General features: G+C 47.6%; 13 protein-coding genes. 7 read left to right on the top strand and 6 right to left on the bottom strand.

All coding sequences use genetic code 11. From position 1 onward, the window contains the following. The 3 genes from QMA35_RS18920 to thiS form a co-directional block, all read right to left on the bottom strand. A partial coding sequence (locus QMA35_RS18920; RefSeq protein ID WP_281648712.1) for a radical SAM protein occupies nt 1-741 on the bottom strand: 741 nt, incomplete at its 3' end. A gap of 2 nt (nt 742-743) precedes the next feature. Further along, on the bottom strand, nt 744-1505 hold the full coding sequence (locus QMA35_RS18915) for a thiazole synthase (protein WP_281648711.1): 762 nt from the start codon (nt 1503-1505) through the stop codon (nt 744-746). Nucleotides 1506-1547: 42 nt separating this feature from the next. Then, the gene (gene thiS / locus QMA35_RS18910) at nt 1548-1751 is read right to left on the bottom strand and encodes a sulfur carrier protein ThiS (RefSeq protein ID WP_281648710.1); all 204 of its coding nucleotides are present in this window, start codon (nt 1749-1751) and stop codon (nt 1548-1550) included. Nucleotides 1752-2308: 557 nt separating this feature from the next. Here thiS and QMA35_RS18905 point away from each other — a divergent pair. The 4 genes from QMA35_RS18905 to nrdG all read left to right on the top strand — a co-directional run bounded on the left by QMA35_RS18905 (nt 2309) and on the right by nrdG (nt 8336). Further along, nucleotides 2309-3583: an aromatic amino acid transport family protein gene (locus tag QMA35_RS18905; protein ID WP_281648709.1), complete on the top strand. Its 1275-nt coding sequence runs from the start codon at nt 2309-2311 to the stop codon at nt 3581-3583. A 200-nt stretch (nt 3584-3783) separates the two neighbouring features. Then, the gene (locus QMA35_RS18900) at nt 3784-5193 is read left to right on the top strand and encodes an L-serine ammonia-lyase (protein ID WP_281648708.1); all 1410 of its coding nucleotides are present in this window, start codon (nt 3784-3786) and stop codon (nt 5191-5193) included. Nucleotides 5194-5736: 543 nt separating this feature from the next. Continuing rightward, nucleotides 5737-7857 (top strand): anaerobic ribonucleoside-triphosphate reductase, encoded by a 2121-nt coding sequence (nrdD, locus tag QMA35_RS18895; RefSeq protein WP_281648707.1) that lies wholly within the window; start codon nt 5737-5739, stop codon nt 7855-7857. Nucleotides 7858-7859: 2 nt separating this feature from the next. After that, a complete protein-coding gene (gene nrdG, locus QMA35_RS18890) occupies nt 7860-8336 on the top strand; it encodes an anaerobic ribonucleoside-triphosphate reductase-activating protein (protein WP_281648706.1) in 477 nt (158 codons plus the stop codon). Nucleotides 8337-8596: 260 nt separating this feature from the next. On the opposite strand, the gene QMA35_RS18885 is transcribed toward nrdG, so the two are convergent. Next, on the bottom strand, nt 8597-9046 hold the full coding sequence (locus QMA35_RS18885; RefSeq protein ID WP_281648705.1) for a rhodanese-like domain-containing protein: 450 nt from the start codon (nt 9044-9046) through the stop codon (nt 8597-8599). 101 nt (nt 9047-9147) lie between these two features. Here QMA35_RS18885 and tcdA point away from each other — a divergent pair, with 101 nt between their 5' ends. Both tcdA and QMA35_RS18875 read left to right on the top strand, forming a co-directional pair. Beyond that, nucleotides 9148-9951 carry a tRNA cyclic N6-threonylcarbamoyladenosine(37) synthase TcdA gene (gene tcdA, locus QMA35_RS18880; protein ID WP_281648704.1) on the top strand — a complete coding sequence of 268 codons (804 nt, stop codon included), beginning with the start codon at nt 9148-9150 and terminating at the stop codon, nt 9949-9951. Nucleotides 9952-10020: 69 nt separating this feature from the next. After that, entirely contained in the window at nt 10021-10590 is a 570-nt protein-coding gene (locus QMA35_RS18875; RefSeq protein ID WP_281648703.1) for an HD domain-containing protein, read from the top strand. An 18-nt stretch (nt 10591-10608) separates the two neighbouring features. Here QMA35_RS18875 and QMA35_RS18870 read toward each other — a convergent pair whose 3' ends face one another. Further along, complete coding sequence (locus QMA35_RS18870; RefSeq protein WP_281648702.1) at nt 10609-11595, bottom strand: hypothetical protein; 987 nt, start codon at nt 11593-11595, stop codon at nt 10609-10611. Nucleotides 11596-11631: 36 nt separating this feature from the next. Then, nucleotides 11632-13806, bottom strand: coding sequence for a hypothetical protein (locus tag QMA35_RS18865; RefSeq protein ID WP_281648701.1), 2175 nt, complete (start codon nt 13804-13806; stop codon nt 11632-11634). A 182-nt stretch (nt 13807-13988) separates the two neighbouring features. On the opposite strand from QMA35_RS18865, the gene QMA35_RS18860 reads away from it, so the two are divergent. Continuing rightward, nucleotides 13989-14545, top strand: a 557-nt coding sequence (locus QMA35_RS18860) for a DUF4372 domain-containing protein (protein WP_281648700.1), incomplete at its 3' end; no start/stop codon positions are given.

Genomic DNA, 14545 nt, shown 5'->3' with positions numbered 1-14545 from the left:
ATCCAGGTGACTGGCAACAAAGAAACTATCGGCTCGCCAGTCTTCCAATCCTAATAGCGCCCCCAGTCCGATTTTACGCACACCTGCTCGACCCAGCCTGTCTGCAGTTTCAAGGCGATAGTCGAAATCCTGTTTGTTGCCGCGCTTATGGTATTTTGCGTAAGCTGGGCGATTGTAGGTTTCCTGATAAATCATGACAGCATCCAGGCCGAGATCTATCAGTTCAACATACTCATCCTGATCCAACGGCTGTACTTCTATGCTCAGATGAGAAAAGTGCTCCTTTATATAAGGTATGACTTCCTTAAAGTACTTCATGCCAACAGTGCCAGGAGCTTCACCGGTCACAAGGAGAAGATGCTCAAACCCCATACGTTTGATCGCTGCGATCTCTTTGTCCAGCTGCTCTGTTGTCAGGGTTTCCCGGCGGATGGAGTTATCAAGGCTGAAACCGCAGTAAGTACAGATATTGTGACATTTGTTGGAAAGGTACAGAGGTATGTAAAGCTGGACAGTATTGCCAAATCGCTTACGAGTCATCTGTAAACTAATAGAAGCCATCTTCTCAAGAAAAGGTTCAGCCGCAGGGGAGATCAGAACCTGAAAGTCAGCAACAGTTTTATGGGGGCGGGAGAGAACTCTCTGTACATCTGCCGCCGTGTAACTGTGCGTGGACATGCGCGCGTCATCCCAGCTTAAAGACTGGAATGTATCGGTGAAATTCTTCTGTATCCCTGTCATAACTAGTCCAGAAAAGCAGTTAATGGACTACTGGGTTCAGCAACAAGCTGCCGACCACCAAGCCCAGCTTTATATGCTTGCCGACCAGCGATAACGGCCATGCGGAAAGCATCTGCCATAGCCGCTGGATCACCAGCAACTGCAATAGCTGTATTCACCAGAACCGCGTCGGCGCCCATTTCCATCGCTTCTGCCGCATCTGACGGGCTGCCAATTCCAGCATCAACAATAACCGGAACCTGACTGCTTTCAATAATAATCTGGATAAAGTCTTTAGTGCGAAGGCCAAGATTGCTGCCAATCGGTGCAGCCAGAGGCATTACTGCGGCACATCCTGCATCTTCCAGACGACGGCAGATAACCGGATCAGCGTGAATATAGGGAAGAACATGAAAGCCTTGTTTAGCAAGTATTTCTGCAGCTTTCAGGGTTTCAACCGGGTCGGGCATCAAATAACGGGGGTCTGGGTGAATTTCCAGTTTGAGGAAAGAGGTTCCAAGAGCTTCACGAGCCAGTTGCGCAGCAAAAACGGCTTCTTCGGCTGTGCGGGCGCCGGACGTGTTAGGCAGAAGATTAACGCCACACTCATGAAGCGGAGCAAGAATATCGTCATCCTGACTGCTGGGGTCGACTCTTTTCAGAGCCATAGTCACCATTTCTGTTTTGGAATTGTTAACAGCATCGGTTAAAGCCTGGCTACTGCTGAACTTACCTGTACCGAGAAGAAGACGGGAAGTAAATGTTTGATTTGCGAGGGTGAGCATCGAAGGCGAAAGTCCTGAAGAGTCTGTTATGTAAACTGAGATTTAACCGCCAGCTGTGGCGCGGATAATCATCACCTGATCGCCATGCTCCAGTGTCTGATCATTCCAGCTTGAGCGGGAGACAACATTCTGATTGAGGGCGATTGCAGTTCCCGCTTCTGGCACATTCATCTGAGCCAGAAGTTGAGTCAGGGTAATGGCTATATCGCCCAGCTCACGGGGCTGGTTGTTAACCGTGATCTGCATAAGGGTTTCCACTGTTAAGTGTGCTGATTGTAGGGAGCGTATACGGTGTTGGGAAGTGAAGATGATGGTGACTTGTTTATATTTTCAATTCTATTGGCGAGTAAAAACTCAATGATTGTTGAAAAAGTAGCTGAAAATAGACCTTTTATTCAACTAGTGGTTACATAATTCAAATATTGTTGACTTTGTCAGCGCTCTGTATAGAATCACATACGCTGATTCCAGTGTGTGATCGGTGGTGCGGGGGCGTACCACTGTATCTGCTTAACCTCTTTATCTTCAGATAGAAAAAAACTGCGGCTATCTCCTTTCGTTGTATCGGTTTTTCATTTTTATGCCTGATAGTTGTTCGTATTCCTTATAGTGTTCACCTCCTCTTTTCAAATTGTTGACAAATAAATTACGCAAAAGACGCAAATTTTACACAATAAAAATACGACATGGATCAATGTTTTACGTCTGTCTGATCCCTTAAAGTTTGCGCCCTCGAAAGGAAGCCCCCCCTTTTTACTCCTTTCTATTTTTCAAGCCTATTCCGACACTCATTGGAGATATGTATGACCCAAGGCGTTATGCAGGGTGCAGCTAGCACTGTAGATGCGAAAGCAAAAAGCTGGAGCAAGCGTGATACTGAGTGGATGCTGGCTTTGTTCGGCACCGCGATTGGTGCTGGTGTATTGTTCCTGCCCATTAACGCTGGTCTGGGTGGTATCTGGCCTCTGATTCTGATGACCGTACTGATCGGTCCTATGACTTTTCTTGCGCACCGTGGTTTGACTCGCCTTTGCCTGTCTTCTAAAAACCCTGATGCTGACATTACCCAGACCGTAACCGAACACTTTGGCCCTAAAGCTGGCGCTCTGATTACTCTGGGCTACTTTGCTTCTATTTACCCAATCCTGCTGATTTACGGCATTGGTATCACCAACACTATTTCTTCCCTGATGGTTAACCAGATGGGCATGGAAACACCTAACCGTGCCATCTTGAGCTTTGTTTTGGTTGCAGGCTTGGTTGCTATCATGGTTGGTGGTCAGAAGCTGGTTTTGAAAGTAACCAACACTCTGGTATATCCGCTGATCGCTATCTTGTTTGGTACTTCCCTGTACCTGATTCCTCAGTGGACCACTGCACAGTTTGATGCGCCTATCACTATGGCTGGCTTCTTTAAAACTGTATTCCTGACCATTCCGGTTCTGGTATTTGCATTCAACCACTCTCCAGCTGTTTCTTCCTTTGCAACGGCATACCGCAAAGATCTGGGTAACGATGCTGAAGCGCAAGCCAGCCGTACCCTGAAGCGTACATCCATGATGCTGGTTGGTTTCACCATGTTGTTCGTATACTCCTGTGTACTGACACTGTCTCCTGCTGAATTGATGGCAGCAAAGGCTTCTAATCTGCCTATCCTGTCTGTATTTGCTGAGCGTACTGATAATGCAATCTTCGGCTGGATGGCTCAGTTGGTTGCTGTTGTGGCTATCTGCTCTTCCTTCTTCGGTCACTACATGGGTACCCGTGAAGGCCTGCAGGGCATGATCGTAAACAAAGCCAAGCGCGAAGGTCGTGAAGTAAACATGAAGCTGGTTGATAAGGGCATCATTGCTTTTATCACCCTGACTGTTTGGGCTGTTGCTTACGCTAACGTATCTGTAATGGGTATGATCGAATCTCTGGTGGCACCTATCCTGGCCATGATTTTGTTTATCCTGCCTGTATTTGCAGTGAAACGCGTACCTGCCATGCGCAAGTATGACTCTGCTATCAACATCTTTACTCTGGTTATGGGTGTTATCGCGATCACTGGTTTCATTGCTTCCCAGCTGCTGTAAAACCGTACGAATAGCAACTGCATAGCGAATTTAGGGGGAAGCTTGCGCTTCCCCCTACTGGTTTCAAAGGGTTGTAAGCGGCACAATCGCCGCCAATTCAGGAACCTGTTCCTCCTTCTTCTTCCCGATCTGTCAAAGATCCATTGTCCCTACCGGGTCTCATGACAGTCGTCACCTATTCAGAATAGAGAGCATCGATCATGGCCCTAAGCATTTTCGACATTTTCAAGATCGGTATCGGTCCTTCCAGCTCCCATACAGTTGGTCCTATGTGGGCTGGCCATCGCTTCCTGAATGATCTGCGTGAGAAAGGCATTCTCGACAGCATCTCTTCTGTTCGTGTAGGTCTGTACGGCTCTCTGGCTCTGACTGGTAAAGGTCACAGCACCGATAAAGCAGCCATTCTCGGCCTGGCTGGTTATCGTCCTGATGGCGTTGATCCAGATATAGCCGATCAGGCATTTGAAGACATCGTAAATACGGGAGTCATGAAGCTGGCTGGTGAACGTGACATTCCGTTCAACTATGACCATCAGATGGTTTTCCATTTCGGTGAAGAGCTGGAGCACCCGAATGGCATGCGTATTTACGCCTCCGATAAAAATGGCATTGTCGTTTATTACAAGACTTATCTGTCTGTTGGTGGCGGTTTTGTTGTGTGTGCCGATGAGTTCAACAGCAAGGACAAACAGAACGGTACCGATTCCCCTGTAGACGACGTACCTTCTATTCCTTACTCGTTTAAAAATGCTGCTGAACTGTTGCAACTGTGCGAACAGCATAAGCTGACTATTGCTGAACTGGTTATGGCTAATGAAAAAGTTCTGGCCGGTGGTGATGAAGAGCAAGTCAGCGCTAACATCGACGCTATTTGGGATGTGATGCGTAATTGCATCGACCGGGGTCTGCGTATGGAAGGTGAGCTGCCTGTTTCCAATATGAAGCGTCGTGCATCTTCTATGCACCAGCAGCTGATGGCTAACCCTGAAGCCATGCTGAAGGATCATTTCTCTATCATGGATTGGGTGACACTGTTCGCCATGGCCGTGAATGAAGAGAATGCCTGCGGTGGTCGTGTTGTCACTGCACCTACTAACGGTGCTGCCGGTATCATCCCTGCCGTTTTGGCTTATTACACGCGCTTTATTGATGGTGCTGATCACAAGGGGGTACGTGATTTCATCGCTACTTCTGCCGCTATCGGTATGCTGTACAAGATGAACGCAACGATTTCTGGTGCAGAAGCGGGTTGCCAGGCTGAAGTCGGTTCTGCCTGTTCTATGGCGGCTGGCGCTCTGGCTGCTGTTATGGGTGGTAACGTGCACCAGGTTGAGAATGCTGCGGAAATCGGCATGGAACACAACCTTGGTATGACCTGTGACCCAATCGGTGGTCTGGTACAGGTTCCTTGTATTGAGCGGAACGGCATGGCTGCGATCAAGGCGATCACCGCTACCCGTATGGCTATGCGTGGCGACGGTAACCACGAAGTCTCTCTGGATTCCTGCATCGAGACTATGTACCGCACTGGTTTGGATCTACAGAGCAAATACCGTGAAACTTCTCAAGGTGGTCTGGCTGTATTCGCCAAACCTCAGTGTGTCGCGTAATAGCGACTGCTGACTGAGAGTAAAACGCCCCGTAAATTGCGGGGCGTTTTGCGTATGGAGATAACATTAAAACTGGTGATGTTTCCGCTTTTTGGCTGTGGGTCACCAGGTAGTCGCCAAGGCCAGTCACCAACCCATAGAGGCTCTCAGCGTCCATGTATTTTGAAACCTCATAGAGTGATAGGTGGCACTCCGGTCGACCAGAGTCGTGCGGATAAAGTGTTGTATTAGGGTGCTAATAAATGACTTTTAGAAAGCAAGTGATTGTGAAAAAACAGCAAGAAAATGTGCCAGATTTCTAAGATTATAACTTTGATCTTATGTCGTGGAAAAGCACCCAAGGGGTAGAGCGATTGCAACCACTAACTACGAATTTTTACCGAATCTTTATGTTTTAAAGCTGCGAAAATCCGATATTGCGCCGTTGTCGTCTTTGAGAGAGTATTTGTCGTCGAAAACCATATATAGTATTTTTTTTATTTCACTTGCACAATATATGGCATTCCTGACTCTTCATTTATCTTATATTCGGAGCTGTATCATATGACTGATATCATCAAGCGCGATGGCTCGTGCCAGCGTTTCGACGAAAGCCGAATCGTCAAAGCTGTGGCCTGTGCCATGAATGATGCCGGTCTTAAAGATGATGATTTTGCTCGCTCGGTGGCTCAACAGGTACATCAGGCTTTTGAAGAGCAGGAGACTGTAGATATCTATGATCTGCAGGCCAGGGTTGAGAATATTATGATGCACAGCCGCTACAAAAATGCGGCTCGTTGTTACATTGAGTTTCGTCGTACCCGGGATATTGAGCGTGAATCCCGCAATTCCCTGAACAGGGAAATTCTCGGCATTATCAATCAGGACAACGAACAGATCCTGAATGAGAATGCCAACAAAGATAGTAAAATCATTCCTACCCAGCGAGATCTTCTGGCAGGGGTTGTTGCCCGTCATTATGCTCGCCAGCATATTTTACCCCGTCACGTGTCTGAAGCTCATGATCGCGGTGAAATCCATTACCACGACCTGGATTACTCGCCGTTTTTCCCTATGTTTAACTGCATGTTGATTGATGTAGAAGGCATGCTGAAGAATGGCTTTAAAATGGGTAATGCGGAGATTGAAGAACCTCGTTCCATTCTAACTGCCACGGCAATTACTGCCCAGATTATTGCTCAGGTTTCCAGCCACATTTATGGCGGTACCAGCATCAATGAGATTGACCGTATCCATGCTCCTTTTGTGCGCAAAACTTATGAGAAACATCTTGAGCAGGGCTTGCATTGGATTGATAGTGGAGAAAAAGCCAATGCTTATGCGTTGGAACGCACTGAGAAAGACTGCTTCGATGCTTATCAGGCGCTGGAATATGAGATCAACACTCTGCACACCGCCAATGGCCAGACGCCTTTTGTAACCTTTGGCTTTGGTCTGGGCACCAGCTGGGAAGAGCGACTGGTTCAGCAGTCCATTCTCAAGAACCGTATTCGTGGTTTGGGCCGCAACAAGAAAACCCCTATTTTCCCCAAGCTGGTATTTGCTATTCGTAAAGGGGTTAACTTCGACAAAGAAGACCCAAACTACGATATCAAGCAACTGGCTCTGGAATGTGCCAGCAAGCGCATGTACCCGGATATTCTTAATTATGACAAGCTGGTAGAAGTGACTGGAAGCTTCAAAACTCCGATGGGTTGCCGTTCATTTCTGGGCGTGTATGAGGAAAATGGTCAGCTTGTTCACGATGGCCGCAACAACCTTGGTGTTGTCTCCATGAACCTCCCTCGCGTGGCACTGGAGAGTCAGGGCGATGAAAAACGTTTCTATGAAATTCTGGACCAGCGTCTGGCAGTCGCTAAAGATGCGCTGATGAGCCGTATTCATCGTTTAGATAATGTTCCAGCGAGCGTGGCTCCAATTCTTTATGTGGAAGGTGCCTGCGGTGTTCGCCTTAAGCCTACTGACATGATCAGCGAAGTGTTCAAGAATGGCCGGGCCAGTATTTCTCTGGGTTACATCGGCATTCACGAAACCATCAATGCCCTGTTTGGCGACAAGCATATTTATGACTGTAATGAACTGCAGCAAAAAGGCGTAGAAGTTGTTGAATACCTGCGTAAAACTGTAGATCGCTGGAAAGAAGAAACCGGTTATGGTTTCAGTCTGTACTCAACTCCGAGTGAAAGCCTGTGTGACCGCTTCTGCCGTCTGGATGAGAAAGAGTTCGGTGTTGTTGCCGGTGTCACAGAGAAGGGGTACTACACCAACTCGTTCCACCTTGATGTGGAAATGCAGGTGTCACCCTACGACAAGGTTGATTTCGAACAGAATTATCCAACTCATGCCTCTGGTGGGTTTATCTGTTACGGCGAGTTCCCGAATATGCAGAATAACACCAAAGCGCTGGAAAATGTGTGGGATTACACCTACGACAAGGTGCCTTATTACGGAACCAATACGCCCATTGATAATTGTTACAAGTGTGGTTATGAAGGCGAATTTTTAGCAACCGCCCGCGGTTTTGAGTGCCCGTCCTGCAAAAACCGGGATTCCACCAAAATGTCTGTAACCCGTCGTGTTTGTGGATATCTTGGTCAGCCTAACAGTCGCCCTTTTATTAAGGGTAAGCAGGAAGAAGTCACCCGTCGGGTAAAGCATCTGTAATCATGAACTATCACAATTACTATCCGCTGGATGTTGTGAATGGCGAGGGGACACGTTGTGTCCTCTTCGTCAGTGGTTGCGAACACAAATGTGTTGGTTGTCATAATGCATCCACAATAAAACCCGATTCTGGATACCCTTACACTGAAGAGTTGGAACAGAAAATTCTGAAAGACTTGGGTGACAGCCGCATTCACCGTGACGGTTTATCTCTTTCAGGTGGTGACCCCCTTTATCCTGGAAACCTTGAAGATATTGGCCGACTGGTTCGCCGGGCTAAAGAGATGTACCCGGAGAAAGATATTTGGATGTGGACTGGCTATGAGGTTCAGGATCTCAATGAAGAGCAAAAAGCCGTTGTTGAATACGTTGATGTTTTGATCGACGGGCCTTATGTACAAGAAAAAAGAAGCCTGAATCTCCCTTGGCGAGGAAGCAGTAACCAGAGAATTCTCAGAAGGTGTGAGGGACAGCTGTAGGGTCGGATTACCCTGTTGCTGTTGCTGTTGCTGCTGCTGTTGCTGGTATTTGCACCTGGAACAAAAGGGAATAATAAATAGAATCCACCACCAGCAGCCAATAGTGCGCTCACTGTGGTTGGTGGTTTGATACTGCCTGCCATCGCTATTATCGGTATTCTTGCTGCAGTAACCGTGCCTCAATATCAGGAACTCAATATCAGGAACTCAATATCAGGAATATGTGCAGCGGGTGCAGAATACTTATCAGCAGTAATGTCTTATAAGGGAGATGTTTCCAGCGACTCTCCCTTTTCTTTCCACTCCTTAAGCCCCCCTTTGTAATGGCGAACCGTTCTGTACCCTTGTTTAACTGCATAATCTGCAGCTTTAAACCAGGCGGAACACTGCGGCCCTCCACAATAAACCACGATCAGTTCAGCCTTGTTGGATGGGAGCGTTCGAGTCTCTTCTTTCTTTATGAGTGCTGGTAGCGACAGGGCTCCGGGAATATGGCCCTTGCTGTATGTTTCCGGACTGTTGGCATCGATCAAAGTCACCGTTTTATCATCTATCGCTTTCTTAAGTTCTGGCAGCTGTATGGCTGGGTAACGATCATTATAGAGCTTCCAGGTTTCTGAAAGAGGTTGCGGTGCTGCTGTTGCCAGTTCGGTTGTTGCTGTGAAAATAAACAGAACCAGCAGAAAAGCTGCTCGGGGAATTGGGAACACGGAGATATCTCCAAAGAAGTCCGGTGAGCAGTATAGACACGCCTTTGCAATGTAAGGGGTGATATAATCGGGCAATTTCCAGTTGTACGTTCTGAAAACCCATGTCCCTAGACAGTTATTCTTCTCGTTTTGGCGGTGCCCGGCGCCTGTATGGCAGTGATGTTTCCGACAAGCTGCGCAATGCTCATATCTGTGTTATCGGTATTGGCGGTGTTGGCTCCTGGGCGGCGGAAGCACTGGCCAGAACCGGGGTGGGCTCAGTCACTCTTATTGATCTTGATGATATCTGTGTCACCAACACCAACCGACAGATTCACGCACTGAAAGAAACCATTGGGCAATCCAAAATTGCGGTTATGGCTGATCGTATGCGAGCCATTAATCCGGACATCAATGTCTACGAAATTGATGACTTTGTCACCGATGATAATGTTGGCGAGTACCTTGATCTGCGCTTTGATTATGTTCTGGATGCGATCGACAGTTTTCGGGTGAAAGCGGCTATTATTGCCCACTGCAAGCGCAATAAAATCCCGGTGATTACCGTTGGGGCCGCAGGCGGGCTGGTGGACCCTCTTAAGATCAAGGTTACTGATCTGACAAAAACTTTTCAGGATCCACTGGCGAAAAAGGTAAAGGATTTCCTCCGTTACCGATATAATTTTTCGAAGAACAGCAAACGTCGCTTTGCCGTTGAGTGTGTGTTCTCTGAAGAGGCCGCACGCTACCCCCAGCCAGATGGCTCCGTATGCGAGAAAAAGCCGGGAGCAACAGCCGATATGGAATCCATGAAAATGGATTGCGCCAGTGGTTTTGGTGCGGCAACCATGGTTACGGCGACGTTCGGGTTTGTAGCAGTTTCAAGGATTATAGAAAAGCTGACTCGAAAGCTGGAACGCTCTTAATATGCAGCAGTAAACCGATAACGCTTGTCACAGAGGAAGGCCGCCAGAATTTCTGGCTGGAATACAGGCATGAGAATAAAGAAAGCGGTTGCCAGAATAGTGAACCTGTACCGCCAGTATGGCGGCGAAAGGTATGGTGAGGATATCACCCAGCTTGAACACGCTCTTCAGGCGGCCGATCTAGCTATGGTGGATGGTCGTGATGAAGAAATTATTGCAGCTGCGTTTCTTCACGATATTGGGCACTTGCTGGAAATAGATGGTGTTGAGCCAATGGGGAACTATAGTGTAGTCGCCCATGACCGGCTGGGGGCTGACTATCTTCTCAATACTGGCTTTCCTGAAAGAGTGACAACCCTGGTGGCCAGCCATGTACAGGCCAAACGGTATCTATGTGCTATTGAACCTGGCTATGAAGACCAGCTCTCTGAGGCCAGTCGGGAAACATTACGCTGGCAGGGCGGTGTAATGACAATGGACGAAGTTTCTGATTTCAGCAGCCGCGGTGACCTTGAAGAGGTTCTGGCCTTGCGTCGTTATGATGAAATGGCGAAAGAGCAGGGTAAAAAGTCGGATAACCTGCATGATGTTGAGGATATTCTTTATCGGGTTCTCAGCCAGCAGGAAGCTGTGGCTTAGGGGGGTTCTCAATAAGCTTTACACCCTATCTTTCCAGCCTCCCCGAGGCTGGACTGTCCCTGAGCGAAAGTGGGAAAAACCATCTTTATCCTGCACGCTCAGGGCGGTATAAAAATCATCCATGAACAGCTCGGGCATTTCTTCTTTCATCGCTGCATGGCATAGCCCGGTTGTCAGATCGCTCATTTGAGTCAGAGAACTGGTGAGGTGGTCTAATGCTTTCTTCTCGGCCTTGCCACGACGACTGTCATCTTCGATAAGCTCGCCTTTGCGCAAACTAACGGCTGTGTGCAATCCTTCGATAATCAGAAAAAGCTGATAAGCTTTCATGATCTGAGAGCTTTCAAAAGCCTCAAGTTGCTCATCGCTCATAATCAGTTTCATTTCTACCAGCCCTGTCTCTGAGTTGTCGGAAACCCGAAGGGCATTCAGGGTAATGCCATGATTAGCTGCTGCTACTTTCAGCGCGTTCAGGTTTGTCCCTGATGCTGTGGATTCTGGTTTCAGGAGTTTCTCAATAATATTATTTCCCTTATCTGTCAGCAGCCCGTATTTTTTATCCAGCTTCTGGACTTCGGCCAGAAATTTTTTCAGGCGTTTTGGGTACTGCTTATAATGATGAAATTCATTAACTCGTGCAGATGGCTTGTTCCCATTGGTGGCAAGATGATGGGGAAGAAAAGATGTGCTGGCCCTTTTCAGCTTGTTCATAGCCGTACTGGGTTCGTAGACTATCTTTTTTTTCAGCCACTGAATCATTTCGTTCCACTGGCTCGTTACCCATGTGGCCAAAGATATCTTTCGTTTGGCTATCGGAGTAGTCAGATGAACTCCCTGTTTGAGTGAGGCGACATTTGGCTCGTGGCGGGTAACGGAAACCCCTTTATCTGTGGAGCCTTCTTCAATCAATGAAGAGTCAGCTTTTCCAGTAAGTGCCGGAGTGTTCTGGCGACGGAACTCTGTGAGTTCTATTGGTGTTTGCCTTGGTGGAACTGGCTTTGGCATGGTTGCCTCTGAAAATCCGTTTCTGTTTTAGTCTAGCTACACAAATTCAAAGAGCATCCTTCGGCGAGTTGTTTTGCTCACTGTTTCACTTCTTGTACGGGGAGCTCTCTGTTTGCCCTTGGGCTTTTTTTTGGGGGGCTGAACCCTTCCTCTCTTTGTGGGGCGAGCTGTTGCCGAGGCTGATGGCTGCGCTGCTCTGGTTCTCTTGCGAGTTGGTCGATGAGCGGAGGGCGTTATGCGGGCTGTTGATGTCGTGCCGTCTGCCCATTCAATCTCAGGCAGAGATTGGCGAAATTCATCCATGCTTGGCTGTTTCAGCTGTTTAATACTGGGATAGATAGTGTTGAACTCCTGCATCCTGCTTATAAACTGGCGTTCAGAGTTTTTAGTGCAGCTGCTAAGTTTTAAAGCGATAACTTGTTTGAGAATTGTTCGTAGTGGTTCAGCCTCGGGCTCTCTGGTAAATAGCTTTAAAATGGGGCTCTTTTGCTGTAAGAAGAGCGCGGAGCTCATCTTGTCAAATCCCAGATGGTAAATGCAACTTAGAAGGTATTTTGCAGTGGTGACGGGCGATTCCCCAACAGTTGTCCCTTCTATTGGCCTCAAATGCCACTCTGGGTTCTTTTTGTTAAAGCGGAGCAGATTCTGCCCTAATGTCTTGATGGATTCGCTTTGTAAAATGTTCTCCAGTGCGGTGTTGTAGTATTCATTCCCATCGCTGCCGACTACGGCATGTAAGAGGCTGAGTTGATGGGCTCCTTCCTGAATGTCCACTGTTTCAAAAGTTATACCTGCTAATTTGAGAATTTCCTCCGCAGCATAAATTCCCCAGAGACGATGAAGACTCAGCATACAGGTGGGTAAGGGTAAATTATGGGTGCCGAGATAATTGGCTGCTGTTGACAGTTTGTTACGCTCTTCTGTTTCAAGGCGTAAGACGGTTCCCGGAATTGGTTTGCCCACTTCCATTCGTTTGAGGAAGTATGTTGCAAGAACCTTGTAATACTCCTGTGCTGACGGCTTTAGAATGTAGGCGATACCTGACAAGTTTGCCTGAGTAAGAACTGGTGAATAGGGTTCTTTACACCATAAACAAAAGTTCGCATGAGCTTTTTTGCATTGCAGCCCTGATGGTTGGAATATCCCCAGTTTTGGGGCCTTGACCTTATCCAGAGCATGGGCCGCTGCGCCTTTTGGTTTTAACAGGTCACCATTTACGATGGATACCAAAGCAAAGAGGTAGGCTGGAGAACTCTCGTCCAGAATATCAAGAAATGAGCAGGAGCGGCGATGACTTGATTTTATGCCCAAGCGAAAGATCGCATACTCGACCAATTGGTGATTCCATGATGGCTGCTCTTTCAATTCCGGCCATTGTGGCATGGCAGATGAGCTGTTATTTAATGCCTGTGCCAGATCTGTAAATATTTTTTGGAGAGGGGCCGGGGCCCTGTGGCTTGCACGATTTAACCCTCTTTGAATTCTCTGTTTTAACGCTCGTTCTCTCTGGTTGAGGTGGCCAAACACCGCTTCACGGGATGCTTCAAAAGGTTCTGGCACAGCTTCTTGAGAAGGCTGTTCCACCTCGGAAATGGATGATCTCATCGAGGAGGCGCTGCTATGAGAAATAGCGAGCTCTTCTGGTGGGAAATCCATAGAGCTAGAGTTGGTTGTTGCCTCTACCTCGCCCTCATAATCTGATACAGGATCATATCCATAGTCATAATTGTCGGGGGAGGAGTGATATACAGCCTCAGGATAATCCTGTGCTGGCAGCATGCTGTAGGAGTCTAATAATAGAGAATACGATGATGTGGGCCCTACCTCGTCAATGACATCCCACTCTTCAGATGAACTTTCTTGCTGAGTAGATCCTTCGCTTATGGTTTCCTCTTCATCGTGTATGTATTGTCCTTCCTCGGACGCAAATCGGATATTGAAACTATCTTCTCTACCTTCCCGCTTGTTTATTAATAGTTGTTGCACAAGGGTGGATAGCTCTGGGCGCTCATGAATCAGCTCCAGAAGTTCAGAGTAGTTATGCTCTTTGTCCGTGGTGAAACCTCCTGAGTCGGGAGTCTCTGCCGGGTTAAGAGCTTCGAGTATATTTGTAAGTTGCTGCTCCCTGTGGATGAGGGAATCTCTAAGTTTTGAGCTCTCATCCTGTAGCTGACCGTGAAGTTTGGATGTTGCTGATAGCAGCGCATTCATAGAAGAGGCAAGCGTTTCTGCTCTATCCAGAGAATGATTTGCTATAGAAAGTTTTTTCTGTAGTTGTAATCACTGCTGTCCGGTTAAAAAAATCGAGAAAGGCGTGAGATGCCTGTCTTTAGTGGTTTGCGGTAAAATAGCGGTTGTCGAGACAGCTATTTCACAAAACAAAAAAGACAGACATGAAGCATCATAACAGCGTTTTCCAACAGTTACTCAAAACAATCCCACGTCACCAGTTTCAGAAGGTCGTTGATCGCCACAACGGGGATCATCGCATCAGGACTCTGTCATGCTGGACTCAGCTCGTTGCCATGATGTTTGCTCAACTGGCCAGCCGGGTTTCCATTCGGGATCTGGTTGAGAATTTTAATACCTGCCACAACCACCATTACCATTTGGGTGTCTCTCGCATAAAGCGCTCTTCATTGTCAGATGCCAACAGCACTCGGGCGGCCAGCATTTTCGCAGAAACCTTTTTCTTTCTATTACAAAAGGTCAGAAGCCATCTGCCTCGGGGAGCGGCCAGTGATATGGTTCGCCTGATTGATTCCACGACCATTGACTTAAATTTAAACCAGTTTAAGTGGGCGCATTTCCGAAAAACCAAAGGCGGCATAAAGCTGCATACTGTGTATGACCCGCAGGCCGATACGCCCACTTTTTTCGAACTAACCACCGCCAAGAAAAATGACTGTAAAGTGGCTCAGAACCTTCCCATCATGGCAGGTGTCACCTA

The sequence above is a fragment of the Parendozoicomonas sp. Alg238-R29 genome (genome assembly GCF_947331445.1).
Lineage (GTDB): Bacteria > Pseudomonadota > Gammaproteobacteria > Pseudomonadales > Endozoicomonadaceae > Sansalvadorimonas.
Note: the sequence above shows the minus strand (reverse complement) of the source record. Positions and strands in the feature narration are given on the sequence as shown.

What these genes read in the sequence shown, in the direction of transcription:
- tcdA (WP_281648704.1), top strand. Translation starts at nt 9,148, where the DNA reads ATGTCCCTAGACAGTTATTCTTCTCGTTTTGGCGGTGCCCGGCGCCTG.
- nrdG (WP_281648706.1), top strand. Translation starts at nt 7,860, where the DNA reads ATGAACTATCACAATTACTATCCGCTGGATGTTGTGAATGGCGAGGGG.
- QMA35_RS18870 (WP_281648702.1), bottom strand. Translation starts at nt 11,595, where the DNA reads ATGCCAAAGCCAGTTCCACCAAGGCAAACACCAATAGAACTCACAGAG.
- QMA35_RS18875 (WP_281648703.1), top strand. Translation starts at nt 10,021, where the DNA reads ATGAGAATAAAGAAAGCGGTTGCCAGAATAGTGAACCTGTACCGCCAG.
- QMA35_RS18900 (WP_281648708.1), top strand. Translation starts at nt 3,784, where the DNA reads ATGGCCCTAAGCATTTTCGACATTTTCAAGATCGGTATCGGTCCTTCC.
- nrdD (WP_281648707.1), top strand. Translation starts at nt 5,737, where the DNA reads ATGACTGATATCATCAAGCGCGATGGCTCGTGCCAGCGTTTCGACGAA.
- QMA35_RS18865 (WP_281648701.1), bottom strand. Translation starts at nt 13,806, where the DNA reads ATGAATGCGCTGCTATCAGCAACATCCAAACTTCACGGTCAGCTACAG.
- QMA35_RS18905 (WP_281648709.1), top strand. Translation starts at nt 2,309, where the DNA reads ATGACCCAAGGCGTTATGCAGGGTGCAGCTAGCACTGTAGATGCGAAA.
- thiS (WP_281648710.1), bottom strand. Translation starts at nt 1,751, where the DNA reads ATGCAGATCACGGTTAACAACCAGCCCCGTGAGCTGGGCGATATAGCC.
- QMA35_RS18915 (WP_281648711.1), bottom strand. Translation starts at nt 1,505, where the DNA reads ATGCTCACCCTCGCAAATCAAACATTTACTTCCCGTCTTCTTCTCGGT.